The sequence below is a fragment of the Rossellomorea vietnamensis genome (genome assembly GCF_025398035.1).
In the GTDB taxonomy this organism is placed as follows: Bacteria; Bacillota; Bacilli; order Bacillales; family Bacillaceae_B; genus Rossellomorea; species Rossellomorea vietnamensis_B.
Genome location: NZ_CP104558.1, coordinates 3665731 through 3691066, shown reverse-complemented (window position 1 = coordinate 3691066; position 25336 = coordinate 3665731). Strand labels below are relative to the sequence as shown.

Annotated in this window: 30 protein-coding genes; 15 read left to right on the top strand and 15 right to left on the bottom strand. The window is 45.7% G+C overall.

The annotated features are described in order from the left end of the window. The first annotated feature begins 108 nt into the window (after nucleotides 1-108). The gene (locus tag N5C46_RS18860) at nucleotides 109-1017 is read left to right on the top strand and encodes an alpha/beta fold hydrolase (RefSeq protein WP_261749791.1); all 909 of its coding nucleotides are present in this window, start codon (nucleotides 109-111) and stop codon (nucleotides 1015-1017) included. 151 nt (nucleotides 1018-1168) lie between these two features. Continuing rightward, complete coding sequence (locus tag N5C46_RS18855; protein WP_261749790.1) at nucleotides 1169-2332, top strand: MalY/PatB family protein; 1164 nt, start codon at nucleotides 1169-1171, stop codon at nucleotides 2330-2332. A gap of 58 nt (nucleotides 2333-2390) precedes the next feature. Here N5C46_RS18855 and N5C46_RS18850 read toward each other — a convergent pair whose 3' ends face one another. The 3 genes from N5C46_RS18850 to N5C46_RS18840 all read right to left on the bottom strand — a co-directional run bounded on the left by N5C46_RS18850 (nucleotide 2391) and on the right by N5C46_RS18840 (nucleotide 4189). Next, nucleotides 2391-2918 (bottom strand): superoxide dismutase family protein, encoded by a 528-nt coding sequence (locus N5C46_RS18850; RefSeq protein WP_079533555.1) that lies wholly within the window; start codon nucleotides 2916-2918, stop codon nucleotides 2391-2393. 142 nt (nucleotides 2919-3060) lie between these two features. Continuing rightward, a complete protein-coding gene (locus tag N5C46_RS18845; protein ID WP_261749789.1) occupies nucleotides 3061-3261 on the bottom strand; it encodes a hypothetical protein in 201 nt (66 codons plus the stop codon). Between the two features lie 190 nt (nucleotides 3262-3451). Next, nucleotides 3452-4189, bottom strand: coding sequence for a peptidylprolyl isomerase (locus tag N5C46_RS18840; RefSeq protein WP_261749788.1), 738 nt, complete (start codon nucleotides 4187-4189; stop codon nucleotides 3452-3454). 95 nt (nucleotides 4190-4284) lie between these two features. On the opposite strand from N5C46_RS18840, the gene N5C46_RS18835 reads away from it, so the two are divergent. After that, a complete protein-coding gene (locus N5C46_RS18835) occupies nucleotides 4285-4683 on the top strand; it encodes a kinase-associated lipoprotein KapB (protein WP_261749787.1) in 399 nt (132 codons plus the stop codon). A 48-nt stretch (nucleotides 4684-4731) separates the two neighbouring features. Here the strand turns inward: N5C46_RS18835 and kapD are convergent, their stop codons facing one another. Then, nucleotides 4732-5352, bottom strand: coding sequence for a 3'-5' exonuclease KapD (gene kapD / locus N5C46_RS18830; RefSeq protein WP_261749786.1), 621 nt, complete (start codon nucleotides 5350-5352; stop codon nucleotides 4732-4734). Nucleotides 5353-5639: 287 nt separating this feature from the next. Here kapD and N5C46_RS18825 point away from each other — a divergent pair, with 287 nt between their 5' ends. Further along, nucleotides 5640-6851: an MFS transporter gene (locus tag N5C46_RS18825; protein ID WP_261752380.1), complete on the top strand. Its 1212-nt coding sequence runs from the start codon at nucleotides 5640-5642 to the stop codon at nucleotides 6849-6851. Nucleotides 6852-6867: 16 nt separating this feature from the next. Next, nucleotides 6868-8715, top strand: coding sequence for a transglycosylase domain-containing protein (locus tag N5C46_RS18820; protein WP_261749785.1), 1848 nt, complete (start codon nucleotides 6868-6870; stop codon nucleotides 8713-8715). A gap of 50 nt (nucleotides 8716-8765) precedes the next feature. On the opposite strand, the gene N5C46_RS18815 is transcribed toward N5C46_RS18820, so the two are convergent. Then, nucleotides 8766-9341 carry a DUF5366 family protein gene (locus N5C46_RS18815; protein ID WP_034763820.1) on the bottom strand — a complete coding sequence of 192 codons (576 nt, stop codon included), beginning with the start codon at nucleotides 9339-9341 and terminating at the stop codon, nucleotides 8766-8768. Nucleotides 9342-9504: 163 nt separating this feature from the next. After that, nucleotides 9505-9762 carry a hypothetical protein gene (locus tag N5C46_RS18810; protein WP_261749784.1) on the bottom strand — a complete coding sequence of 86 codons (258 nt, stop codon included), beginning with the start codon at nucleotides 9760-9762 and terminating at the stop codon, nucleotides 9505-9507. 302 nt (nucleotides 9763-10064) lie between these two features. On the opposite strand from N5C46_RS18810, the gene N5C46_RS18805 reads away from it, so the two are divergent. The 7 genes from N5C46_RS18805 to mnhG are packed head-to-tail and all read left to right on the top strand — an operon-like array spanning nucleotide 10065 to nucleotide 15829. Next, nucleotides 10065-12470 carry a Na+/H+ antiporter subunit A gene (locus N5C46_RS18805; protein WP_261749783.1) on the top strand — a complete coding sequence of 802 codons (2406 nt, stop codon included), beginning with the start codon at nucleotides 10065-10067 and terminating at the stop codon, nucleotides 12468-12470. Beyond that, nucleotides 12467-12901, top strand: a complete 435-nt coding sequence (locus N5C46_RS18800) for a Na(+)/H(+) antiporter subunit B (protein WP_034763813.1) — start codon at nucleotides 12467-12469, stop codon at nucleotides 12899-12901. The genes N5C46_RS18805 and N5C46_RS18800 overlap by 4 nt, the downstream gene beginning before the upstream one ends. Next, nucleotides 12901-13242 (top strand): Na(+)/H(+) antiporter subunit C, encoded by a 342-nt coding sequence (locus N5C46_RS18795; protein WP_034763810.1) that lies wholly within the window; start codon nucleotides 12901-12903, stop codon nucleotides 13240-13242. Before N5C46_RS18800 ends, N5C46_RS18795 begins: the two co-directional genes overlap by 1 nt. Continuing rightward, nucleotides 13235-14716, top strand: coding sequence for a Na+/H+ antiporter subunit D (locus tag N5C46_RS18790; RefSeq protein ID WP_261749782.1), 1482 nt, complete (start codon nucleotides 13235-13237; stop codon nucleotides 14714-14716). Before N5C46_RS18795 ends, N5C46_RS18790 begins: the two co-directional genes overlap by 8 nt. A 6-nt stretch (nucleotides 14717-14722) precedes the next feature. Next, nucleotides 14723-15199, top strand: a complete 477-nt coding sequence (locus N5C46_RS18785; RefSeq protein ID WP_261749781.1) for a Na+/H+ antiporter subunit E — start codon at nucleotides 14723-14725, stop codon at nucleotides 15197-15199. Beyond that, nucleotides 15199-15483 (top strand): Na(+)/H(+) antiporter subunit F1, encoded by a 285-nt coding sequence (locus N5C46_RS18780; protein ID WP_261749780.1) that lies wholly within the window; start codon nucleotides 15199-15201, stop codon nucleotides 15481-15483. The genes N5C46_RS18785 and N5C46_RS18780 overlap by 1 nt, the downstream gene beginning before the upstream one ends. Next, nucleotides 15467-15829, top strand: a complete 363-nt coding sequence (gene mnhG / locus N5C46_RS18775; protein WP_098439204.1) for a monovalent cation/H(+) antiporter subunit G — start codon at nucleotides 15467-15469, stop codon at nucleotides 15827-15829. Before N5C46_RS18780 ends, mnhG begins: the two co-directional genes overlap by 17 nt. 54 nt (nucleotides 15830-15883) lie before the next feature. On the opposite strand, the gene N5C46_RS18770 is transcribed toward mnhG, so the two are convergent. Both N5C46_RS18770 and N5C46_RS18765 read right to left on the bottom strand, forming a co-directional pair. Continuing rightward, nucleotides 15884-16252: a DUF2188 domain-containing protein gene (locus N5C46_RS18770; RefSeq protein ID WP_224522057.1), complete on the bottom strand. Its 369-nt coding sequence runs from the start codon at nucleotides 16250-16252 to the stop codon at nucleotides 15884-15886. Nucleotides 16253-16329: 77 nt separating this feature from the next. Then, complete coding sequence (locus N5C46_RS18765) at nucleotides 16330-16713, bottom strand: PaaI family thioesterase (RefSeq protein WP_261749779.1); 384 nt, start codon at nucleotides 16711-16713, stop codon at nucleotides 16330-16332. 164 nt (nucleotides 16714-16877) lie between these two features. On the opposite strand from N5C46_RS18765, the gene N5C46_RS18760 reads away from it, so the two are divergent. After that, on the top strand, nucleotides 16878-17264 hold the full coding sequence (locus tag N5C46_RS18760) for a YuzC family spore coat inner layer protein (protein WP_261749778.1): 387 nt from the start codon (nucleotides 16878-16880) through the stop codon (nucleotides 17262-17264). A gap of 41 nt (nucleotides 17265-17305) precedes the next feature. Here the strand turns inward: N5C46_RS18760 and N5C46_RS18755 are convergent, their stop codons facing one another. Both N5C46_RS18755 and N5C46_RS18750 read right to left on the bottom strand, forming a co-directional pair. Then, nucleotides 17306-18622, bottom strand: coding sequence for a Na+/H+ antiporter family protein (locus N5C46_RS18755; RefSeq protein WP_261749777.1), 1317 nt, complete (start codon nucleotides 18620-18622; stop codon nucleotides 17306-17308). Between the two features lie 363 nt (nucleotides 18623-18985). Next, nucleotides 18986-20491 carry a leucyl aminopeptidase gene (locus N5C46_RS18750; RefSeq protein ID WP_261749776.1) on the bottom strand — a complete coding sequence of 502 codons (1506 nt, stop codon included), beginning with the start codon at nucleotides 20489-20491 and terminating at the stop codon, nucleotides 18986-18988. Nucleotides 20492-20648: 157 nt separating this feature from the next. Between N5C46_RS18750 and N5C46_RS18745 the strand changes: the two genes are divergently transcribed. Further along, nucleotides 20649-21128: a divergent PAP2 family protein gene (locus N5C46_RS18745; RefSeq protein WP_261749775.1), complete on the top strand. Its 480-nt coding sequence runs from the start codon at nucleotides 20649-20651 to the stop codon at nucleotides 21126-21128. Between the two features lie 10 nt (nucleotides 21129-21138). Further along, nucleotides 21139-21924: an ABC transporter substrate-binding protein gene (locus N5C46_RS18740; protein WP_261749774.1), complete on the top strand. Its 786-nt coding sequence runs from the start codon at nucleotides 21139-21141 to the stop codon at nucleotides 21922-21924. A 58-nt stretch (nucleotides 21925-21982) separates the two neighbouring features. Here N5C46_RS18740 and N5C46_RS18735 read toward each other — a convergent pair whose 3' ends face one another. From N5C46_RS18735 to N5C46_RS18715, 5 genes are all read right to left on the bottom strand, one after another. After that, nucleotides 21983-22873, bottom strand: coding sequence for a fructose bisphosphate aldolase (locus tag N5C46_RS18735; RefSeq protein ID WP_261749773.1), 891 nt, complete (start codon nucleotides 22871-22873; stop codon nucleotides 21983-21985). Between the two features lie 141 nt (nucleotides 22874-23014). Then, complete coding sequence (locus N5C46_RS18730) at nucleotides 23015-23719, bottom strand: 3D domain-containing protein (RefSeq protein ID WP_261749772.1); 705 nt, start codon at nucleotides 23717-23719, stop codon at nucleotides 23015-23017. Between the two features lie 315 nt (nucleotides 23720-24034). Beyond that, nucleotides 24035-24352, bottom strand: a complete 318-nt coding sequence (locus tag N5C46_RS18725; protein WP_034763779.1) for a YuiB family protein — start codon at nucleotides 24350-24352, stop codon at nucleotides 24035-24037. Nucleotides 24353-24562: 210 nt separating this feature from the next. Continuing rightward, a complete protein-coding gene (locus N5C46_RS18720) occupies nucleotides 24563-24688 on the bottom strand; it encodes a YuiA family protein (RefSeq protein WP_261749771.1) in 126 nt (41 codons plus the stop codon). Nucleotides 24689-24846: 158 nt separating this feature from the next. After that, a complete protein-coding gene (locus N5C46_RS18715; RefSeq protein ID WP_261749770.1) occupies nucleotides 24847-25329 on the bottom strand; it encodes an NUDIX hydrolase in 483 nt (160 codons plus the stop codon). Nucleotides 25330-25336: the final 7 nt, after the last annotated feature.

The following is a 25336-nucleotide window of genomic DNA, read 5'->3' as shown; positions in this document are numbered from 1 at the left end:
TATTTTCCCCTTAACGAGAATGGATATGTCAGAAGGTTCGAATCAAGGTGTGAAATATGGAATCGGGGGTAAAATAACTATAATCAAACCAGAAAGGAGTGAGGAAAAATGCGGGAAAACGATTTCTCCAGAGTGGTGGAGGTGAACGGTACCAATGTTTACTTTGAATATCACGAACATCCCACTGCCAGAGAGACCTTCGTCCTTCTTCACGGATTCCTGTCATCCACCTTCAGCTTCAGACGGCTCACACCTCTTTTGAAAGAACATTATAATGTTATTTCCATCGACCTCCCTCCCTTTGGAAACAGTGGGAAACACAACAGCTTCACCTACTCTTACGACAATCTTGCCAATACGGTCATCGCTTTATTGGATCATCTGAGGGTAAGCAGCATCCACTTGACGGGTCATTCCATGGGTGGGCAGATCGCCTTGAATGTCATGAAAAAGGCCCCTGACTTAGTGAAAAAAGGTATCCTGCTCTGCAGTTCGGGATATCTAAAGCGGATGAATTGGCCCGTCACGATGCTGAGTCACATCCCTTTTTTCCATCTTTACGTGAAACTGTGGCTTACTCGCTCAGGGATCCGCAATAACCTTGAAAACGTCGTCCATGATTCTACCATGATTGATGATGAAATGATGTTTGGCTATTTGAGACCTTTCCTGGAGGATGATATTTTCAAAGCGCTGACAAGGATGATTCGGGACCGCGAAGGAGATCTATCGGTGAATGACCTGCGAAATATCCAAACCCCCTGCCTCCTCGTTTGGGGAGAACATGACAGGGTCGTGCCTTTATCAACGGGAGAGAGGCTGAATCAGGATATCCCTAACTCGAAACTCGTGGTCCTGAAAGAGACGGGACATCTTGTACCGGAAGAAAAACCAAGGGAAGTATTGGAGAATATTCATTCATTTGTTTCCGCCTCCCCGGAAGAAGTATCGGATGAGGCCAGGACTGAGCCTCTATTTCAAAAAGGACTTTCCCAGACGCTTCTAACTGAAACGTAGGGAGAAGTCCCTTTTTCTTTCCTTTGAGAAGGGACTCCACTCCCCTCCTCTTCCTGTTCTGAAAGATAAACGATAAACATATCATTTTCATCTTTTTCGTTTCCATCATATGATAATACTTACAAATACATAATCGAAAGGGGAATAATAAATGAGTAGATTTGAAAAAATCATCAACCGGAAAGGATCCTCCTCCGTTAAGTGGGATCTCACAAAAACCGTGTTCGGGAGAGACGATGTCCTGCCTATGTGGGTGGCGGATATGGACTTTCTTCCGCCTGAGGCCGTATTGGAAGCCCTTGAAAACAGACTGAAGCATGGAATCTTTGGGTACACGTTTGTAGGGGATAAGACAGCCGCCAGCATTAAAGAGTGGGTCCAAAAACGTCACGGCTGGGATATCGAAACAACCTGGCTGCAATACAGTCCCGGAGTCGTTCCCGCTATTTCCACCATCATCCAGGCTCTCACTGTTCCCGGAGACAAGGTACTTGTCCAATCTCCCGTCTATACTCCTTTTTTCAGCCTGGTAGAGGATAATGACAGGGAAATCGTCAATGCCCGACTGCACTATCATGAAGGAAGATATTCCATCGACTTTCATGCCTTTGAAGAATCCCTCAAAACAGGTGTGAAGCTATTCCTTCTCTGCAACCCTCATAATCCGAGCGGAAGGGTGTGGAAGAAAGAAGAGCTAGTCAAAATGGCTGAATTATGTCACAAGTACAACGTCCTGATTGTGTCCGATGAGATTCATTCAGATCTGGTTTATAAACATCATACGCATATCCCCCTCGCCTCTCTGGATGAGACATTCCGGGATATGACGATTACGTGCATTGCACCAAGTAAAACCTTTAACCTTGCCGGGTTACAGGCTTCAGCCATGATTACCCCCAATGCTGACATCAGGGAAAAGATCGCAGGCGTCCATAAAAAACAGGGCTTTTTTACTCTCAATACACTCGGTATCATCGGAATGGAAACAGCCTATCGCCACGGAGAACAATGGTTAGAAGAGATCCTGGATTATCTCCAGGAAAATGTAACCGTCACGAAGCAATTCATTGAAGAACATCTGTCCGAACTGCAAGTCGTGGAAGCAGAAGGGACGTATCTGCTCTGGATCGACTGTACGAAGCTGGATCTATCCGATGATGAACTGAAGAACAGACTATTGGATAGAGGAAAACTTGCATTGGAACCGGGGACGAAATATGGTCCTGGCGGGGAAGGCTTTGTCCGCATGAACATTGCATGTCCACGGGAGACGCTGATGGACGGGCTGGGAAGACTAAGGACCGCATTAAGCTGAATGAAAAATGTACCAGGTACGGATCATTCCGATTCTGCCTGGTACATTTTTTTTACGGCTATTTCTTATCGCTTTTGATCTCGCCACAGGCAATGCGTTTACCGGAATCCCCCGAAGGTTGTGTCATTCCGTCGTCTTTATTTTCATCAATGATGAGGGAGGTCCCTTCTTTAGTAAAAAGGGAGGTCTTCCCCTTTGATAACGTAACCATCGGAGCCATGAGCTTCACCTTCACCGTTCCGTCCTCCCCGACGATGAGGTTGGGCAGATCTCCGCCGTGGGCCCCTTCAGGATGAAGCAGTCCATGCTTCGTGTCGTCAGGATTGAAGTGATTACCTGACGATACGAAATCCGGCCGCTTGCATACTCCTTTTTCATGTATATGGATTCCGTGCTCCCCCGGAGGAAGCCCTTCGAGATCCAATGCGACTTCCACTCCGTCAGATTGCTCCTGAAGGGTGGCATTCCCCAGTGAATCACCGTTCTCATTTTTCATTTCCACTTCCAGCTTTTTCGGGTTTTCAATGGCACATCCGCTTGCAAGGAGTGTGATCATGACCATATATAATAGGGATAATTTTTTCATATCGTTCTTCCTCCATCTCTGCATACTCTTTCACCATTGTTGACTCCCGTGGTGAAAATTATTCCTACTTCCATGACGTGCTGCTGTATGAAGGATATCCAGCAGAACGAAAAAAACACGCTCAGGAGGCGTGTTTCGATTTTTATTTTGTTCTCTTCTGAACCCTTGCTTCTTCTTCCATTTTCTTTGTTTTCAGTTCTTCGCGCTTTGAAGCTTTCTGGATGATCCGGAATGTGAGCAAGGCAGCGATCATGAAAATGGCCATCGTAATGCCGGCTGGGATATATTCTGTCTTATCTTCGGGGAAATAGAGAAATAAATTTAAAATAAATGAAGAAAGCATGGTACGCTCCTTTCGAAAACAAACTCTTTGTCCATTATAACAACTCTCTCAAAGACAAACCAACTTCAAATTGTCACCTTTTTTACGATTTATTGAACGTCCACGCGACAATTTCCGAGGAAATACCTCTTCTTTCCCTATATAAAAAAGCCGTAAACCCACAAAAATGGTGTTCACGGCTCTTTCAGGTTTATTTTACAACCTTGATGTTTTCAATCACGACGTCTTCTTTAGGAAGATCGTTCGCCCCTACTTCTACGTTAGCGATTTTATCCACGATGTCCATACCGTCCACCACTTGTCCGAATACAGTGTGCTTCTGATCAAGCCAAGGCGTTCCACCGTTCTCCATGTAGGCCTCGACGATCTGATCCGGGAATCCGGCAGATTTCATCTGATCTTCCAACTGAGGGTCGATGTCACTTTTTTGTACAATGAAGAATTGGCTGCCATTTGTATCTGGGCCGGCATTCGCCATCGAAAGGGCACCGCGCAAATTGAATAACTCCGGTGAAAATTCATCTTCGAAAGATTCTCCGTAGATGCTTTCCCCACCTGTTCCGTTTCCATTCGGGTCTCCTCCCTGAATCATGAAGTCTTTAATGACCCGGTGGAATTTCAAGCCATCGTAATAACCGTCTTTACTGTGTTTGATAAAGTTCTCCACGGTTTTAGGCGCCTGTTCCGGGAATAACTTGATCTTGATGGTTCCCATGGAAGTTTTCATTTCAACTAATTTTTCGTTTTCAGCAACTTCTGTTGTCAGCTGAGGATAGGTCATATCTTCATCTCCTTTGGTTTCTTCTGCTGTTTTCTGCTTCTCGGATGCTTTTGGCTTTTCTTCTGTGGTATCTCCCTTTTCTGTTTGTCCACATGAGGCAAGGGCTAAACCTAGTAAACAGAGGGTAACGATCATTAAACGCTTCATATATGTACCTCCACATGTTACCTTTATAGTAGTTATTTCTCAGTTCCATTCTGCTTACATTATAATAGAGATTGATGTATTAGAGGAGGTTTTTTATGAAAAACATACAAATTGGTGATTATGTCACAGCTTTTTATAAAACGGGAAAATATGTAGGGGAGGTCACAGGAGAACGACCAGGTGCCTTTGTCGTGAAGATCCTGGCTGTCTTAAAGCATCCGAGGCAAGGCGACCTGCACAATCCACAGGCTGTGGATGTACCCTTGTTTCATGAACGGAAAGCCCTTGCCCACGGCGAGCGTGCCAACATGCCGGAGAAAATGGTTAAGCCATATGACGGGGACATCCCCGATTATAATGAAACTCTTATCGAGTCATACTTAACATTAAAGCAGGAACTTGAAGCAGACCCTTCCCCCCACGCACAAAAGAGCCTGGAAACAATGCAGTCCATTCAAAGGGAATACGAACTGATGTATAACCTCACGTTCTAATGAAAGACGAGGGACGGACCTTCATTTGAAGGTCCGTCCCTCGTCTTGTCATGCAAGCTGGTTGTAGAACTTGGAGAGGTCGATTCGGTCACCGATGGTGGTGGGTTCGGCTTTATCGAGGTATTTTTTGTCTTTTTCGACCAGGTTATAGATGTGCTGGGTGGTGAGGGCATCATCCAACGCTTTATGGTGCTTTCCGACACCTTCCCTTCCATATTCCTGGACGGCCTTCCATAGTCCCGTCTGGTTCTGATCACCGAAGAAGCGTTTATATTCCATGGACAGATCGACGAATTGAGCTTGGAAAGGAAATGGAACGCCTGTCTGGGCGCAGTTATCGCGCAGTACCTTCATATCCATGTTTCCCCACGTCACTACTTTCGCGACTCCCTTATCATTTAACCCGTTGAAATAATCTATCAGACATTGGAACGATATCCCTGAATCCACTTCACTCTGGCTGATGGATAAAAAACGTTTGCAGCGGTTGGTCAGTTTGGGAAATGCAGTCGGTTTTACATAAGAGGAAAACGTACCTGTCACCTTTCCATACTCCACCACCACTACCCCGGCTTCGATGATTTCAGGGAAGAAACCTTTGGGGACCCTATGTCGTTCCGGCATAGAAAACTCAAAATCTATAAACACAAGCTGTTCCGCTTTCGCCACGTGAACTCCCTCCTCAAAATGTAGATAAGACCCCAATTTATCTATAATAAAGAATGTTTTTTAGGATAATCCTATTTTATTGCTCCATCCGAACGGAGAACTGTACGACAAGCTCTTCATTTCTCCATACTTCTTATTCTTACATTATATCATGCTAAGCCCGGAAATTATGACTAATTCCCGGTTTTCCATGTGAATAAATGTGATTCAGTGGACTATGAATCAAATCTTTAATAAAATGAATATTTAGGTATACGAAATAAAAAATCAAATAGAAGGTGTTAATCATTTCACAAAAAAGAAAGAATCTAACCATCATGCTCATGGCCAATTTTCTGGTGGCGGCCAGCGCAACCATGGTGCTGCCTTTTTTATCCCTTTACATTGAAACCTTTGGCACTTACAGTCACGAATATGTACAGCGCTGGTCAGGTTTTGTCTTTGGCGTTACATTTTTAACGGCCTTCTTCATATCTCCCTTATGGGGGCGGATCGGGGATCGTTTTGGATATAAACCGATCCTCCTCATCACGGGATACGGGATTGCAACGTCCATCTTCTTAATGGGGTTTATGCATTCCGTCGGGGGACTATTCATCCTGCGGGGAATCATGGGTGCGGTGACGGGATTCATCCCTACATCGATGGCCCTCATTTCCTCCCAGACACCTAAGGAAGAAGCGGGAAGGACACTTGGCACCCTTCAAATGGGAACCGTATCAGGCGGTTTATTCGGGCCCGTGATTGGAGGACTGTTGGCAGACAATGTGGGGTTTTCCTACACGTTCATCTTCACTTCCATCGCCATTGCCACTGCTGCGACCGTCGTCCTTTTCGGCATCGATGAACAAAGAAGCAGGGAACAACGGGATCAACGAAACAAGTACTCGAGTAAAGAAGTCCTGCAGCATATCTTCAGTCATAAATTACTTGTGACGGTCCTTATCCTTTCCTGCCTGATTCAAGTGGCGAACTTCAGCATACAGCCGCTTCTCGCCTTGTATGTTGATGAACTCACTTCTTCTAGTAATCTGGCATTTTTAGCAGGAATCGCCTTTTCTGCTACAGGATTCGGGAATTTGATTGCAACCAGACGATGGGGAAAGCTTGGAGACGATATCGGGTACGAAAAGGTTTTATCCATCCTTCTCGTTCTCGCATCTATCTTCATCGTTCCACAGGCCCTGGCTGTCGAGCTATGGCAGCTTGTCCTTTTCCGGTTTCTGTTCGGAATTGCAATCGGCGGCATGATTCCATGCGTCACAGCATACATCCGTCAGGAAGCGCCTTTGAGTATGCAGGGGGAAGTCCTTGGGTATAACCAAAGCTTCCGGTTCCTTGGTAATGTAATCGGACCTGCCTTTGGAGGAGTGGTATCCGGATATATTGGCATTTCTTCCGTTTTTTATGTAACAGGTGCTTTATTCTTGGGGGCATTTGGATTATTATGGTGGAGTATACATCATTCTGAAACCCCAAGTCATGTGAAAGATTACTAGAAAAGTAGAGTGAAATATGAGAGTTTTTGCAGGTTATATAACGGTGATTAGTTTTATGCTCATCTTCTTCACCACGTTATTTTTTGCGACGGGTGAATGGAACAAGGTACAAAGCTTTCAACAGGAGTTGGAGCATGCCGTGAGTACCGATTCCATCGACCTGAATCGTACAAGCTTACTCCTTGATGGGGACGGTAAGGTCTTTTCAGAAGTGAACCGCCCTTACCGTCTATATTTGGCGGACGAGAAGATCCCCCCATTCCTAAAGGATATTCTCGTCGCATCTGAAGATCAGCATTTTTACGAACACGTCGGTTTCGATGCCGGCGCAATCCTCCGGGCCGTCGTGAAAAATCTGGTGTTCACCCATATCCAGCAGGGTGGTAGCACCATTACACAGCAGCTCGCCCGAAACCTTTATCTGGATCAGGAGAAAACCTATAATCGTAAACTGACAGAGTTGTTTTATGCCCATGAAATTGAACAATCCTTATCAAAGGATGAAATACTTGAGTTATATATGAACGTCATTTACTTCAGTAATGGAGTATACGGGATTGAAACAGCCTCCCAATACTATTTTCAAAAAAGCGTCACCGACCTTAACCAGGCGGAGATGGCGTTCATCGCTTCGATCCCGAATAATCCGGGTAAATATGATCCCCTTGACCATTTCGATCAAACGAAGGTTCGTCAGGAGCGTCTGCTCGATATTCTTGTAAGCACTTCAAAGTTATCGAAGGATGAAGCAGAGAAATTAAAGAAAATGCCCATCAACCTGAATGTCCGCAAGAAGACCGACCTCTATCCCGACTATGCCTTTTATGTGGAGAACGAGCTGAAGGAACTGATCGCTCTAAACGAAGGATATAAGCTGGAACTGGAAAACACCGCTTCTGAAGAGGAAAGGAATCGGATAGCCGGGAAGCTCGAGGAACGATTTCAAGACGTGATTTCGTCAGGTGTCAGGATTCAAACGGCGTTGCAGCCCGCTCTTCAGCAAAAAAGTGTCCGGGCTTTGAATGGACAGCTGAATGAAGACTTACAGGGAGCCACCGTCACCATCGACAACAAGTCAAGAATGATTGTCGCCCTATCCGGGGGCAGGGACTACCAGAAATATAATTTCAATCATGCGTTTCAAGCCTTCAGGCAGCCCGGTTCGGTTATTAAACCGCTGCTCGTATACGGTCCTTATATAGAGAAATTCAAGGCTGAGATTAATGACAAAGTCAATGCCAATCAATACTGTGTCGGCGAGTATTGTCCGATCAACTATGGAGGAATCCAGCCGGGTACGGTGACATTACAACAATCCCTGGCACAATCCTATAACGGCTCGGCACTTCGTCTCATGGAAAAAGTCGGCATAGAAAAAGCCTTCCAAGCCATCTCGCCTTTTTCCTTTGAAAGGGTGATAAAAGAAGATAAAACCTTCGCCTCTTCCATTGGCGGCTTCACATATGGCATGAGTCCCCTGGAACTGACGGACGCCTATACCTCTTTTATTGACGGCCGTTATCAGGAGAGTCATGCCATCATTTCCGTCAGTGACAGTCACGGAAAGATTCTTTATCAATGGAAAAAGAATCCGAAGAAAGTCTGGTCAGCAGATACCACTGCTAAAATGAGAAAAATGCTCAATGAAGGGGCGACATCAGGAACCGGAAGAGCCGCGTATGTATCCAAGCCATATGTAGGAATCAAAACCGGCACGACCAATAACTATCATGATTACTGGGTGATGGGTTTGACCGACACCCTTACGACAGGCGTTTGGGTCGGCCATGATATCCCCCGTGATATGAGTGAGATCGAACGCCAGCGTCCAAGCCATAAAGTGTGGCAGGAAATCATGGAATGACTTTATAATAGAAAAAGCGTCTGCAGCATGTGCTGAAGACGCTTTTTCTATTATAATTTCACCTTCGACATAATCGGGAGGCTAGCCATCACTCCATTATAAAGCTTCAAAAAAACAAAGAAGATCGTCAAAAATAACGAAGACCATGAGAATACCTGCAAACTCACCACTCCGAAGATCCCCCATTTCGAGAGGGACGGACTTATTTTATACACAAAGTAGATAAAATAAGCGAGTGAGCTAAGGGCAAAAATGATGAAAAGCCCAATAAAAGACTTAAGGCTCACCACAGACACCAAGCCCCCGATGAAGTAAATCATCGAGCCTGTACGGACAAGATTATACAACTGACCATCCGAATCCGTGGCAAAAAACAGCATGGATACCCCATTGATGGTCTCAGCAATCAGTTTTAAAGCCGCGAACACCATGAAGAAGGCGACCATTAACAGGATCAAAATGGCAAGCTTAAGCTGTATATCGGATAAAAACTCCCTCATGCCCGGGTAGACACCGATTTTTTTAAATACGTCCACGAAGACTCCCACTCCATAAACGGAAAACGTCAGACTAAACAATAGTATCGAAAAAAGGGGTAAATAACTTGTTAAGTATGTATTTTTCACTCAAAACTCTCCCATAACGATTCTTCATCCACTCTCATCATAATCGTTTATGGATAGCTTGAAAAGGGTATAGAAACAGAAGGGACAATGACTATATACCTATCTACCCCTGTCGTACATTAAACAAAAAAACGCCCCTTCTGTTATGGAAGAAAGGGCCGTTTCATTGAAGGGAATGAGAATGGGGTACCACTCTGATATATTCCCTGGATCCAAATGGTTGTCTCCCGCGTACGGGTTCTTTCGTTATTTCCTCTTCCACTTCTTCCGTTTCACCATATTGAACCGGTTTGATATTCATACTCGTCGGGTCTTCTGTCTCAATGAACCCCCGATTAAATCGATCCTCGGTTTCCACCATCCACGCAAAGCCAAAAAAAGCAAAAAATATGGTCGTAACCGCTACTGTTTTCTTTTTCATAACTTCACCACCTTATGGATAGGATTCTCCAATTTGACCGAAACTATTCTGGAAGTGTCGGGATTACAGGATAAAATCCAACATTTTTTTCTACATGCATTTCCACGTATCTTCATATTTAATACTTCTTGAAAGTTGTGATATGTATGGGATGCTGAGTAATGCAAGCATTTATTTTTTACGTTATAATGCTTTTTAGGGTTCAGGTTCGGTCGAGTAAGGAAGAATGTTGCCGAATGATGAATGAGGTTGACATGAGACCATGTTGAGAATAAACGATTATGATAAGAGGGGGGTTTTAAATGACTTTATTACATTGGGCAATTGTATCGCCTTTTTTATTTGCGATACTTATTCCATTTCTATATAAAGCATTTCGGAATGTACATACCGGCTGGTTCGTACTATTATTGCCGGCAGCTTTATTCACGTACTTTTTTCAATTCATCTCCATTACAAGAAATGGGGACACCGTCAAGGAAACACTGGAGTGGATGCCTTCCTTCGGGATCAACTTCACCGCTTACGTAGATGGCCTTGGATTGCTGTTTGCCATGCTCATCACGGGGATCGGTTCACTGGTTGTCCTTTACTCCATTTATTATTTAGATAAGAAGAAGGAGCAATTACATAATTTTTATGTGTACTTAATGATGTTCATGGGGGCGATGTTGGGCGTTGTCCTTTCCGACAACCTGATCGTCCTTTATATGTTCTGGGAATTCACTTCCATTTCATCATTCTTATTGATCGGGTATTGGTACCACCGGGAGCGTTCCAGGTATGGAGCACTAAAATCCATGCTCATCACGGTATTTGGGGGCCTCAGCATGCTTGGGGGATTCCTGCTCCTCTATCTCATGGGCGGGACTTTCAGCATCAGGGAATTAGTCGGACAAGCTGACCAGCTTATGACACAGGCGTTTTTCATGCCTGCTTTGCTTCTGGTACTATTGGGAGCTTTCACGAAATCCGCTCAGTTCCCATTCCACATCTGGCTGCCCGATGCCATGGAAGCACCTACACCGGTCAGTGCCTATCTGCACTCTGCCACAATGGTTAAAGCAGGTATCTATCTTGTCGCCCGCTTGAGCCCGGTATTCGCAGAATCTAGCGTTTGGCTGTGGCTCGTCGGAGGCGTCGGGATCTTCACTTTATTCTGGGGTTCTTTCAACGCCGTCAAACAAACGGACTTAAAAGGGATCCTCGCCTTTTCCACCGTCAGTCAACTGGGTCTCATCATGTCCCTGTTGGGAGTGGGAGCGGCAGCTCTTCATTACACAGAGCTGGATGATAACATTTATATGGTGGCAACACTCGCTGCCGTATTCCATTTGATCAACCACGCGACCTTCAAAGGAAGTTTATTCATGGTCGTCGGGATCATTGATCACGAAACGGGTACCCGGGATATCCGTAAACTTGGCGGGCTGATGAACTTCATGCCCATCACGTTCACCATCGCCATCATCGGAGCATTCTCCATGGCAGGGCTCCCTCCTTTCAACGGATTCCTTTCCAAGGAAATGTTCTTTACCGGGATGGTCAGGGTCCTTGAAATGGATATTTTCAACCTGGATACATTCGGCTTGATCTTCCCGCTCCTTGCGTGGGTCGGAAGTGTGTTCACGTTCATTTACAGCATGATCCTGGTCTTCAAGACCTTTACCGGGAAGCACCAGCCGGAGAAGCTCGAAAAGAAACCGCATGAAGCCCCTCTTGGAATGTTGATCTCACCGATCATCCTGGCTTCCCTCGTGGTCATCTTCGGTTTCTTCCCGAATATCCTGTCAGAGCGGATCATCGCACCTGCAGTGAAGGCAATCACGCCAAGCCTCATCCAAGAGGGACACGAGGTTGAAACGCACATTTCATTCTGGCATGGATTTACACCTGAGCTGTTCATGACATTCGGGGTCATCCTATTCGGTATCCTGTTGTATCTCCTCCTTCCTTCATGGAAAAAGGTGTACAAATGGATCCCCGAGCGCTTTACGCTGAATTCTTTCTATGATGGAGGTCTCATCAAGAGTGAGCGTGGAGCCCATAACTTTACAAGCGGCTATATGACAGGCTTTATCCGTACGTATCTGGTGTACATCTTCTCCTTCTTGATTGCCATATCATTGTTTGCGATGTGGTTCAATGGGGCGTTCGCCATCAATTTGGAGGAAGTTGCTCCAGTCGGAGTCTATGAGATTGCCATAGCGCTTCTCCTTGTCATCAGTTCTGTCACCATCCTGTTTGCGAAATCACGACTGACGTCCATCATTTCGCTTGGAGCTGCAGGGTATACCGTTTCACTATTCTTTGTATTATTCCGCGCCCCGGACCTGGCCCTGACACAGCTTGTCATTGAAACCGTGTCGGTCGCCCTGTTCTTACTTTGCTTCTATCACCTGCCTAAATTAAGCAGGCATGAAGAACGCATGCGGTTTAAACTCGGGAATGCACTCATATCGATCGGGGTTGGAGTGGTTGTCGCATTATTTGCCATCTCTTCCTACAGCTCGAAAATGTTTAAGTCCATTTCGAAGTATTATATTGAAAATACCCATGATAAAGCCGGCGGGGAAAACATGGTCAACGTCATCCTCGTAGACTTCCGTGGGTTTGATACGATGTTTGAAATTTGCGTCTTGGCCATTGCGGCACTTGGCATATTCTCCATGATCAAACTGCGCCTTACAAGGAGGGATGAAGGATGAAAACAAAAGTAAAAACGAATGATGTCATCCTGCAGACCGTCACCAATGTGGTCGCATTCATCATCATCCTGTTCTCGCTGCGCCTTTTCTTCTCGGGTCACTATACCCCGGGGGGAGGATTCATCGGGGGCTTGATGACGTCGGGGGCCATTGTATTACTGTTACTCGCTTATGACATCAAGACCGTCGCCACCATTTTACCGGTGGACTACAAGATCATCACGGCGATCGGACTGTTCTTTTCAGTGGCAACGGGTGCGGGGGCTTTATTATTCGATGTTCCGTTCCTCACCCACGCGTACGATTATTTTCACCTTCCCCTGTTAGGGAAGACATCGCTGCACACAGCGGTTCTCTTTGATACAGGCGTGTATCTGGTGGTCATCGGGGTCACCATGACCATCATTCAAACGATTGGGGTGAGCGAATAATGGAGATCATCATGGCCGTCGTCGTCGGAATCCTATTTACAAGCGCCGTGTACTTAATGTTATCCAAGAGCTTGCTCCGGATCATCATCGGGACAGCCCTGTTGAGCCACGGTGCCCATTTATTGATCCTTTCCGTGAGTGGTCTTAAAGGGGGAGCTGCCCCTCTTCTCGGGGAACACGCTGAATCATATGTCGATCCTTTGCCACAGGCATTGATCCTGACGGCAATCGTCATCAGCTTTGGAGTGACAGCTTTCTTCCTCGTTCTCGCTTATCGGGCATATCAGGAGCTTGGCACGGATAATATGGATCAGATGAGAGGTAACGAAGGAAATGACTAACTTATTAATACTACCGATTCTAATCCCGTTATTTACGGCGATTATCTTAATGTTTATCAGCAAATATGTGAAACTGCAACGAGGGATTTCAGCCCTTTCAACGCTGGGGACTGTAGCAGCTTCCCTCGTACTCATCAATACGGTTCACCATGACGGTATCCAGACGGTGAACCTTGGAAGCTGGGAGGCTCCTTTTGGGATCACCCTCGTTTCCGACATGTTCTCTGCCTTACTGGTCACTACGACAAGTATCATAGCCTTTATCGTGCTTCTCTACTCGTTTAAGTCGATCGGGGTTGACAGGGAGCGATTCTACTATTATCCTGTCGTTCAGTTTCTATTGGTTGGAGTGAACGGGGCTTTCACGACAGGTGATATCTTCAACCTATTCGTCTTTTTTGAAGTCATGCTGATGAGTTCTTATGTGCTATTGGTTCTTGGCGGCACAAAAGCACAACTTCGTGAGGGGATCAAATACATTCTCGTGAATGTCATCTCCTCCGCCCTATTCGTCATTACCGTTGCCTACTTGTATTCAGTCGTTGGAACGTTGAATATGGCGGATATTTCGAGGAAAATCGCAGAAGTGGATCAGCCTGGCATCATCACGGCGATCGCCATCCTGTTCCTATTGGTCTTTGGCCTTAAAGGTGCGATCTTTCCCCTTTACTTCTGGCTGCCGGGCTCTTACTATGCGCCACCGACACCGGTGCTCGCTTTGTTCGGAGCCCTGCTTACGAAGGTAGGCGTTTATTCGATCATCCGGACATACACGTTATTTTTCTATCACTATACCGGATTTACCCATGAGATCCTGAGCATACTCGCCATCCTTACCATGGTGCTCGGCTGTATCGGTGCCATAGCCTATTGGGATGTTAAAAAGATCATCATTTATAACATCGTCATTGCTGTCGGTGTGATTCTGTTCGGGGTATCGACGATGAACCCTGAAGCATTGGAAGGTGCCATTTATTACCTGGTGCATGACATGATCATCAAAGCCGCTTTATTCCTTCTGGTCGGGGTAATGATTGCCATCACAGGCACGGCCAATCTGAAGAAAATGGGGGGACTCATCAAGCACTACCCTTGGCTCGGGTGGACATTCCTGGTTGCCGCATTCTCCCTTGCCGGCATCCCGCCTTTAAGCGGTTTTATCGGGAAATTCTTAATTGTACGGGGAAGCTTTGCCGCAGGAGCCTATGTAGGGGCAGGAGTCGTCCTCGCATCCAGTCTGTTGGTGCTCTACTCTGTCATCAAGATCTTCCTGAATGGCATCTGGGGAACCCCGAAGGAATATAACGGAGTGTCAAAGGGAGACGCCCGATACTTATGGATGACGTCTGCTGTACTCGTCGTGCTGGCTGTTTTTTATGGTCTTGGGGCAGAAGCGATGCGTCCACTCTTTTCACAAGCAACCGAAGTACTGGTGAATCCGAATCTCTATATAGACGCAGTGTTAAAGGAGTAATGTAGAATGGCTTTTCAAATATTATTAAACTTTTTCCTGGCCTTTGTCTGGATGTTTCTTTCGGTATCCTTTACTTCTCAGTCATTCTTTATTGGCTTTTTACTAGGATTGCTTGTTATCTTTGCATTCAGAAGATTTTTCAACTCACGCTTTTATTTATTACGGGTGGCTGCCGTGATCAGTTTATTCTTCCTCTTCCTGAAGGAGCTGATCATGGCAAATATCTCGGTTTTAAAAACGGTTTTGAAACCGAAGTTGGATTTCCAGCCGGGCATCTTCGCTTTACCGACAGAATTAAAGACCGATTGGGAGATCACACTCTTGGCGAATCTGATCACATTGACACCCGGGACGCTGGTCATGGATGTGTCGTACGACAAGAAGATTCTTTATGTTCATGCCATCGATATGCCGGATGTCGATGAAGCCATCAATGATATAAAGGATTCTTTTGAAAAAGCCATCATGGAGGTGAGCCGCTAATGTTACATCTGTTCTTTCAAATCACATTATTATGCGTCTCCATATCCATGCTCGGCCTCGTTTACCGGGTGGTGAAAGGTCCCACGATCCCTGACCGGGTAGTGGCACTCGATGCGATCGGGATCAACCTGATCGCCATCATTGCACTCGTTTCCATGATGCTCGATACGTACGCTTTTCTGGAAGTGATTCTGCTTCTCGGAATCCTTGCTTTCATCGGAACCGTCGCCTTTTCAAAGTTTCTGGAGAAAGGGGAGATCATCGAACGTGAGCGAGATCATTAGATTTTTCATCGGATTCTTTTTAGTCATTGGAGGATTTCTCAGCCTCGTCACGGCTTTCGGCGTACTGAGACTTCCTGATGTATATACGAGAAATCATGCTGCTTCTAAAAGTGCGACGCTCGGGGTCATGTCGATCCTGCTCGCAACCTTTCTTTACTTTTATCTGGAGCATGGTCATTTCAATTCACGACTGATCCTGGCCATCGTCTTCATCTTTGTCACTGCGCCGGTTTCCGGCCACCTCATTTCACGTGCTGCCTATAATACAGGCGTCAAACTTTGGGACAAAAGTGTACGGGATGACTTAAAGGATAAAGAACAATATGAGCGTCAGAACAGTCAATGAGGAACAAAAAAGGCTTGACCCCATTTTATGAAGGGTCAAGCCTTTTTCTATTTCCTAGCGCTGATACAAGTGATCTTCAACGCTTCCATCCTGTTTATGCACAACCAGTGTCCCGGAATGATCCGTCACATAATCTTTCGCTTTCGATAGGAGTTTGTCCTTTGTACTCTCAACCAGGATGGCCCTCTTTCCGTCGGCCTTCTTCAACTGCCAGCCGTCGTCATGGGGAGTGACATGATATTCTGTCTTATCCGGTGTACTCCCTTCTTCAGACTGATGGGCACGGTCAGTGGCGATGGCAATCGCCCTTCCTTCTTCATACCCTTCATCCAACAAGGCATTGGCTATCTCTATGGCTTTGTTCCGTACGTCTCTTGGCAGATTCTTCAGTGAAGCAGGATAATCATTTTTTGTCCAACTCATTTGTATGGCCTCCTAATGTATTGGTTAGTAATTGATTTCCCATTTTTTCACTGAATAAACATAAGGGTGTGTACTTATCAGCGTTTCGGTACCACGGCCATCGTGCAGCGCGATACACAGATCAATTGATCGTCCTCATCTGTAAGCTTGATGTCCCATACCATGGTGGTCCTGCCCTGATGCATGACCGTTCCCGTCGCAGTGACGATCCCTTCACGCTTCGCTTTAATATGATTCGCATTGATTTCAAGGCCGAAGCATATTTCTTTATCCAGGTCGATCAATTGTACCGCCCCTACACTCGCAACCGTTTCAGCAAGTGCCACCGAAGCCCCGCCATGAAGGAAGCCGAACGGCTGTCTCGTCTGTTCATTTACCGGCATCGTCGCAATGACCTTCCCCTTTCCCAATTCTACAAATTCGATCCCTAACGCATTGATCAATGTGTTCTCTGTATTCACGTGAATTCCCCCATATCTTAATCTTCTCTACTATCTTTTCGAGAAAGTGTGTGAAAATCCTCTATTTTCCCTGCCCTATCCGTCCTTCCTACCATACATGAATAATCCGCTGAACAGTTTCATACATATCCTTAGAGCATTTTTAACGAAAGGGGTTTTCTGTTATGTATCGGTACCACCCTTTTTATCCGCCTGTTCAACGCCCCTACTCACCGATCCACCCGAGGGCACAACCTATTCCCTCCTATCATCGGAACTACCCTGCTGTCGAAACTAAAACATTCATGTCTTCGGCAGGTAAAACGTTGAACCTGCTGGGAGATGCCCAAAAGGTGCTTCAGAAAATCAACACTTCCAAAGACTTCTCCTCGAAATTCATGAACGCTGCACAACAATCGAACGTACCTGAAGTACATAAATTACTTCAAACCATCGGTACAAGGGTACAGCCGGTTGTGTCGTTCAATCCGGATGGTGTGCGCCTCGTCTTTGACGAAAAGCTGGGTCAGGTGGATTGCTGCCATTTAATCGTGATTGTGCGTTGGATGTGATGGGCACAAAAAAGAAGCGAGGCAACCCCCGCTTCTTTTCTTTATAAAATGATCGCTGCGATCCAGCCGAACAGGATCAATGGAATATTATAGTGTAAAAAGGTTGGGACACATGTATCCCAAATGTGGTTATGCTGTCCATCGGCATTCAGTCCCGCGGTCGGTCCAAGCGTACTGTCTGATGCCGGCGACCCTGCGTCACCAAGGGCACCTGCTGTACCGACAATCGCAATCGTTGCGAGAGGGCTGAATCCAAGCTCCATGGCAAGCGGGACGAAGATGGCCGCAATGATCGGAATGGTGGCAAATGAAGAACCGATCCCCATTGTGACCAGCAGGCCGACGACGAGCATGATGAGGGCAGCCAAAGCCTGGTTGCCGCCAATGACATCAGCCGTCGCCTTTACCAATGTTTCTACATCTCCCGTTTCCGATACCACTTCTGCAAATCCGGATGCCGTGATCATGACAAAGCCAATAAAGGCCATCATTTTCATTCCTTCATTCAGCAATCCGTCTGCTTCTTTCCATTTAACCGAGCCTGAAATATACAGGACGGCAATGCCTGCCAGTGCCCCAAAGATCATCGATTCCAACTGAAGCTGAACGTATAAGGCCACTACGATGGAAATGAGAGCGAAAACCATCGCTCTTTTATTGTAAACGACCTTTTCATCGGCAATGACTTCTTCCGCTTCACTGTAGTCCCTCGGTTTGCGATAACTCACAAACACAGCAATCAGTAATCCGATCACCATTCCTCCTACAGGGAGAAGCATGGCTTTCGGAATATCGCCCATGTTGATTTCCATTCCACTCGATGCCATGTTCTGAGCGATGATTTCATGGAACTGTAGTCCGAATCCAACCGGTAAAAGAATATACGGAGCCGTCAATCCAAACGTAATCACCGATGCGATCAAACGTCTATCGATCCGCAATTCCGTCATCACCTTCAATAAAGGCGGGATGAGAATCGGGATAAAAGCGATGTGAATCGGAATCACATTTTGAGAAAAACAAGCCATGATTAAAATAGAAATAACAATAAGTGCTTTCGAAAGGGCTGTCTTTCTTGAATCTCCTTTTTTCCCAACGACCTTCAATACCCAGTCCACAAGCAGATTCGGAATTCCCGTATAGGAAATCGCCACTGCAAATCCACCCAGCAGGGCGTAACTTAACGCGATGCTCGCCCCACCGCTAATTCCCTCTGTAAAGACGGAAATCGTCTCGTCCAATCCCAGTCCGCCCGTCAGTCCCCCGACCAGCGCCCCAGTAATCAGAGCGAATACTACGTTCACCCGCGCAAGGCTCAATATGAGCATGACAAGGACTGCTATTACAACTGCGTTCATAACTTCTTCCTCCTAAAAATCTCGATGTATCGTTATCGATTTGTTGCTTTAGTTCGCTAAATTGGTAGAGTGATAAAATCACGTTTTCAACTTTAACAAGATAAAGAGAGTTTGTCAACACTTTAGCAGGGTGAAAGATGGGGTGGGAATTTTTTCATAGGTTTGTGAGGGGTGGTTGTTTGTGGGTGAGGGTCCGGCAAGGGTGGTGAGGGGTTCCATTATATGTTAATTGGCTGGTTTTTTTCATATTATGGCTGGATTCGGTTCTAATCACATAGGTAGATATCTCATAAAAAAAGAGCCTCCCTCCAGCGCCTACAATCTCAGGCACTGAAACAAGACTCTTCCGTCGTACAAATGTCGTTATTTCTCTAATGGGACAAAACGTTCTACGAGTAAGGCAAGTGTTCTTGCCATGACGCCCGTTGCACCTGAAGGACCGAGATCATGGCTTCCTTTCGTGGTAGCCGTCCCCGCGATGTCGAGGTGTACCCAAGGCAGGCCTTCGGCGAATTCACCGACGAACGCTCCACCCATGATGGCATGGCCTGCTCGTCCAGGTGAGTTGTTCAAATCGGCAATATCACTTCCGCGGACACGCTTTTTATCATTTTCCGTATAAGGAAGGCGCCAGATAAATTCACCTGATTCCCCTGAAGCCTCCAGCACCTGCTCGAAGAATGCTTCATGATTTGTGAGGGCACCGGTTTTATCCTCACCGAGAGCCACGATGACCCCGCCGGTCAAGGTTGCAACGTCCACTAAATAGTTGGCTCCTTGATGCTTGGCATAGGTCATACCGTCAGCAAGCGCGAGACGTCCCTCTGCGTCCGTGTTCAACACCTCGATGGTCTTACCGCTCATGGAGGTAATCACATCGTCAGGCTTGAATGCAGAGCCGCTCACCATATTGTCCGTGGACGGGATGACGGCAACGACATTTTGTTCCGGTTTGATTTCACCGATGATTTCCATGGCACCCAGAACAGCAGCTGCGCCGCCCATATCTGTTTTCATACCGACGATTCCATCTTTGGGCTTCAAGGAGTAGCCGCCTGTATCAAACGTGATCCCTTTACCGACTAAACCGATGACATCCTTCCAGTCCTCTTTCCCGTTGTATTTAAGGACGATCATCTTCGGAGGTTCCACGGATCCCTGGTTCACGGCAAGAAGTGCGCCCATTCCAAGGTGCTCCATTTCTTCCTTGTCGAGGATTTCCACCTCAAAGCTGTATCTTTCAGCCAATTCCAGAGCGTACTCTGCCAATTTTGTCGAAGTTAATAGATTGCCAGGGGTATTCACCAGCGTACGGGCTGAGTTTACTCCATTCCCGAAGGCAGAACCAATGTGTAAAGCCGTCTCGACTTCCTTCGAATCTCCTTTAGTATAAAATTCGATTGCTTCTACATGTACTTCCGGTTCATTTGATTTTTTCTTATAGCCGTCGAATTCATATGTAGACATCGTAAAGGCTTCCATGAAGGCATGGGCCACATCCGTTGCCACCATCTCTTCAGAAACAAATGTTTCAAGTGCGACTGAAAACGAGGACACTTTCATATTTTTCAAGGTTTTGGACGCAGAGCCCAATGATTCTTTTAAAAGATCGAATGTCAGCTCTTTGTGTTTTCCAAGTCCTACGAATACGATTCTTTTCGCGTTAAGTTTGCCAAACGTATGTATCTTGGATACCTTCTTGTGCTTGGAAGAAATGTCCCCATCCTTCACAAGCTGTGTAAGATAGCCTTCAAACTTATGATCTAGCTCTTTCAGCTCTCCTTCGAATGTTGGCTGATTGTAAATACCCACGATCAGGCATTCTCCATTTGCATTGGTTACTTCATTTTGATTGATTGAAAATTTCATGTTCACCGACACCTCCGCTCTCTATTATAGCGAAGATGTCCAATTATTTCGACTTTCCAACAATCTGCTTTTCAAAGTTATACGAGGGGTGGATGGGGTATGATATAATGAGAACATTATTTTTATTCAAACAATTGAAAGGGTGGCATTTCACAGCATGGAAGTACTGTTTAATTTTCCATTATGGGCGTCTTTATTTTCGGTCTTTTTTGCTCAGTTTGTAAAGGTTCCCATCCAGTTTATCGCGACGAGGGAATGGAATTGGTCATTGATCACCTCAACAGGGGGGATGCCGAGTTCCCATTCAGCGGCCGTGACGGCATTATCTACCGGGGTTGCCCTTGAGGTGGGACTCTCTTCCCCTATCTTCGCTGTATCTGCCATGTTTGCCATCATTACGATGTTTGATGCAACGGGTGTCAGAAGGCAGGCAGGAGAACAGGCGATCGTTCTCAATCAATTGATGGTCGATTTCCAGAGGTTCATGTCAGAGGCTAAAGGCTGGCAGAACAAACCTGAACAGGAGAAGCGCAAGGAGCTGAAAGAATTACTCGGTCATAAACCGATTGAGGTATTCTTCGGTGGACTTTCAGGAATCATCCTGACCCTTCTGCTTCATTATCTATTCATCGTCTAGGAGTGTGATCATGAAAATCGTATCCATTTGCCCCAGTAATACAGAAATCATCGATTACCTGGGATTGACACCTCTTCTTGCAGGCGTGGATGATTACTCCGACTATCCGTCAGAGGTAAAGTCCCTTCCGCAGCTCGGACCGGATCTATCGATTAATATGGATAAGCTCGAGTCATTGAAGCCGGATCTGGTGTTTTCATCCTTAAGCGTCCCGGGTATGGAGAAAAATATAGAAGAACTCGAAAAGAGGAATATCCCACATATCACCTTGAACCCCCAGAGCTTCACTGATATTGCAGATGATCTCCTGACGGTGGGAAAAGCCTGTGGGATCGAGGAACATGCCATCAAACGCCGCCAGGAATTCATGGGTACTGTCGAACGCTTAAAGACGATCGGGGAAAAGGTGTCACATCCTCCGTCCCTTTATTGGGAATGGTGGCCGAAACCCGTCTTCACCCCTGGAAGGGTCAATTGGCTGACCGAGTTAAGCACAATGGTCGGTGCCCGAAACCTTTTTGACGATGTGGACCTGGCAAGTGTCCAAACCGATTGGGAGGACGTATTGAAACGCAATCCGGATTATATCTGCCTGGCATGGGTCGGCGTCAGGCAAAGAAGGGTCAAGCCTGAGATCGTAAAGAACCGCCCTGATTGGAATACACTCGACGCCGTACAGGAAGACCGGATTTTCGTCCTGGAAGAAGCACTCTATTGCAGGCCATCCCCCCTTCTGTTAAAAGGGGCCGTGAAACTTGCCCGGTTGCTTCATCCCGATTTATATCATGAAATGTAAAAGAAGATGCCTGCTCGCTTATAAGTGAGCAGGCATCTTCTTGTTTCTTTACATCCTATCAGTTCTTATGCACCGAGGCTTCATAAATCGAATCAACAGCCTTCTTCAACGCAGCATCAAACTTTTCATCGGTTTGATCGGCACTCAGGTCGGCAGCCAATGCCCGGGAGAAGCTTGCAATCACTCCGTCATTTTCTTTGAGCTTCTCGTTTGCTTCATCTCGGGAGTAGCCTCCTGAAAGTGCGACGACACGCACGACACGCGGATGGTCAACCAATTTTTTATACGCATTCGCTTTCGTCGGGATCGAGAGCTTCAGCATGACGTTTTCCTCTTTTGATAAATCATTCAAGTGTTTCAAGATTTCATCACACAAAATCTCTTCTGACTTTTCCTTTTGTCCACTATGGATATTGACTTCAGGTTCGATGATCGGAACCAAACCGGCAGCAATGATGCGTTTTCCAAAGTCGAACTGCTGATCGACGACTTCTTTGATGCCGCCCGTGTTCGGTTCATGGATGACCGAGCGCATTTTCGTGCCGAAAATCTTCCGTTCAGTGGCACGGCGCAGAGTCTCATCCAAGTCGGGGATCGGTTTCATGAGCTGCACACCATTTTCCTCGTCCGCCAGTCCTTTATCCACTTTCAGAAAAGGGACGATGCCTTTGTCTGCAAGGTAATCCGCTGTATATTTACCTTCAATTTCCCGGTCCATCGTTTGTTCAAAAAGAATGACCCCGAGGATCCTCTCGTGGCTGAAGGATGGGGAAGTGATGATCCTCGTCCGCATTTCATGTACCTTATCGAACATTTCGTCTTCATTGGAATAAGAATCTTCAAGGACTCCGTACCCTGCCAATGCCTTCGGTGTACTGCCGCCGCTTTGATCAAGCGCCGCGATGAATCCTTCTCCGTTCTTCATTTTGTCGAATTGACTTTTGTTCATATCTTCCACTCCTTTTGGTTTCGTTTCTCCCTTTCTTTTTTCCCCTATTTACTCTGTTGTTAAACGGATTGCACCTTAGTTCTTACCTGAGACCAGGGCCATCAATAAATAAAGCACGCAGGTTGACTGCGTGCCCCTTTTCTATTCTTTTTCAGGTGATAATATCTGCTGCCTGAAAACCTGCATGGATTTGTTCTCATTAAGGTCGGTCAATTCCTGTTCGGATAATTCACCCGTACCCATCTGGACCACATAGACTTCCAGTGTCTGTTTGCCCCACTCATTATAAACGTCGTCCACCGTTTCATAATAGAGGTCTAATTTATTTCCTTTGATCGCACTCCCTGTATCAGCTACGACCCCATACCCATAGTGAGGGATAAACAGGATGGTTCCGATTGGATAGACGGAAATATCCGCGGCTATCGTAGAATACAGATCGCGCTTCACTTTCACTCCTGAATATGTAATGCCGTAAAGGGGATGACCGGGGTCCTTCCCCGTCGATTCAACGCCGGCCGTATAGCCCGTCGCTACAACCTTATGTTTCGTATATTGATCCCAATCGATGGATTCTTCCAATGTGGCAGGCTCAGCAGATGCACTGGCTGACACTTTTGTCTCATAGCCTGTAAACCTTTTAAGAAACTTGAATGACAAATGCAGTGGATTTGTCTTATGCTCATTGTCTTGGAGACTCTTTTGATCACTGTCACCCTTGTCCATCATCCAGGTTTTAAAGGTCTGTGCCTCTACCCCCGACACCGATTGAAAGGTCGTACCGAGTGCAAGGATAAATAAACTGATCATAACGAATCTCTTCGTCCAAATTTTAAACAGATTCATGTATTCACTCCTCCCACCCTACATACTTCCCATTGGGGAGGAGATATATGCATAAATTGATAAAAAAATCGAATAGTTGTAATATTTGGAAATTATTTTAGTTTTCCTTTTAGGGGAAAAGTCCTTTAAAACCAGGCTATTCTATACTTCAACTAGTATGTTCTATTTTCTAAAATATTTTCTTAGAGGAATTAATATTTATGAGCAAGTGCCTGGAAACAGAGACCGTTCCTTTCCGCTCCAGGCACTTGCTTTCATCCCAAATAAAAAATCCGTTCAACCTTGGGATTTAGGTTCCCGGTTAAACGGATGTGGTTAGAACATTCGATATCCTTTTGCTCTCAGGATTCTCATGACGATGCCTGACAGGATGGCACCTGCGAGGCCGCTTCCGAGAATCACGAGATCGGCTACAGCCAAGTGGCTGAGTCTGGTCCCAAGTTCTGAAAAAGACTCCCCTGCATTTCGGAAATAATCTATAAAACGAACTTCGTCCACGATAAAAATAACGACAATCGGATAAATGATGGCCATGATCCATGTCATGCGCAATAACATATTTAACAAAAATCCTATTCCGAAAAATAGAACAAAAAATAGAAGCATCGATATAATCATTACATGTATAGGCATTTCAAATTACACCTCCATAACACTAAAGAATAGTGTACCCCGAGTGAAATGTAAGCGTCAATATTTCAGGGAAAGATTTGTCACTTATTCACAAAATAAACTTATTTTATCATCCAGACATGAAAAAACAGACCCAACACCGGTTTCCATACTCCACAAGGGAAGTATCCACCTTCGTTAGGTCTGCTCTCATCCTCTATCCTTTAGGGGTTATTTCTGTTTCCCGCTGCCGCAGCAGCACGGACACGTTTCAGAACCACCCAATACTAACTGAAAGTATCCTTTTCCTGAACAATAAAGACAGTATTTCGTTTTAGCATTCGCAGTAGCTCTCATTTTTCCCTCTCCCTTTTCTTTAATTTCTTAATTTTCTGATAATATATCATCTATCCTAAATAAAGAAAAGGGACGTTAAAGGGGATGTACCTTTAAGAAAGCGAATACATTTGTGTTTTTCTTTCATTATCTCTTTCTTTCTTAAAATTTACAGAATTTTATAAAAATAAACGATATTGTGTGTAGGCGAATTGGTCACCGGGATTGATGCCCTCGATCAGATTCAACTTCTGCATGGAACTCATTCGTTTGATCATCTCATGCACCATCACGGATGTCTTCTCATCTGCCAGAAGTTCCTGAGGCGATTTCCACTGGACATCCCATAACTCAGCTTCTTCTTTTTCAATAGAAGAAATTCCCTTATTCTCCAATAGAAAGATCATCATGTTGTCGCTGATGTCGTTCTGGATGACCCCGGACCTTACGCCGATGATCCCTTTAATGGTTGTATGTAATCCCGTTTCTTCCTTCACTTCTCTTATGACTGCTTCATCAACGGTTTCCCCGGCGTTGACAAATCCTGCTGGCAGGGACCACATCCCTTTCAATCCGCTGTATTTCTTTTTGACCACGAGCCATTTCCCATCTTCATCTATGACCAGACCTGCAACGGCCAGCCACACCTTACCCCTTTTCATTGCAAGC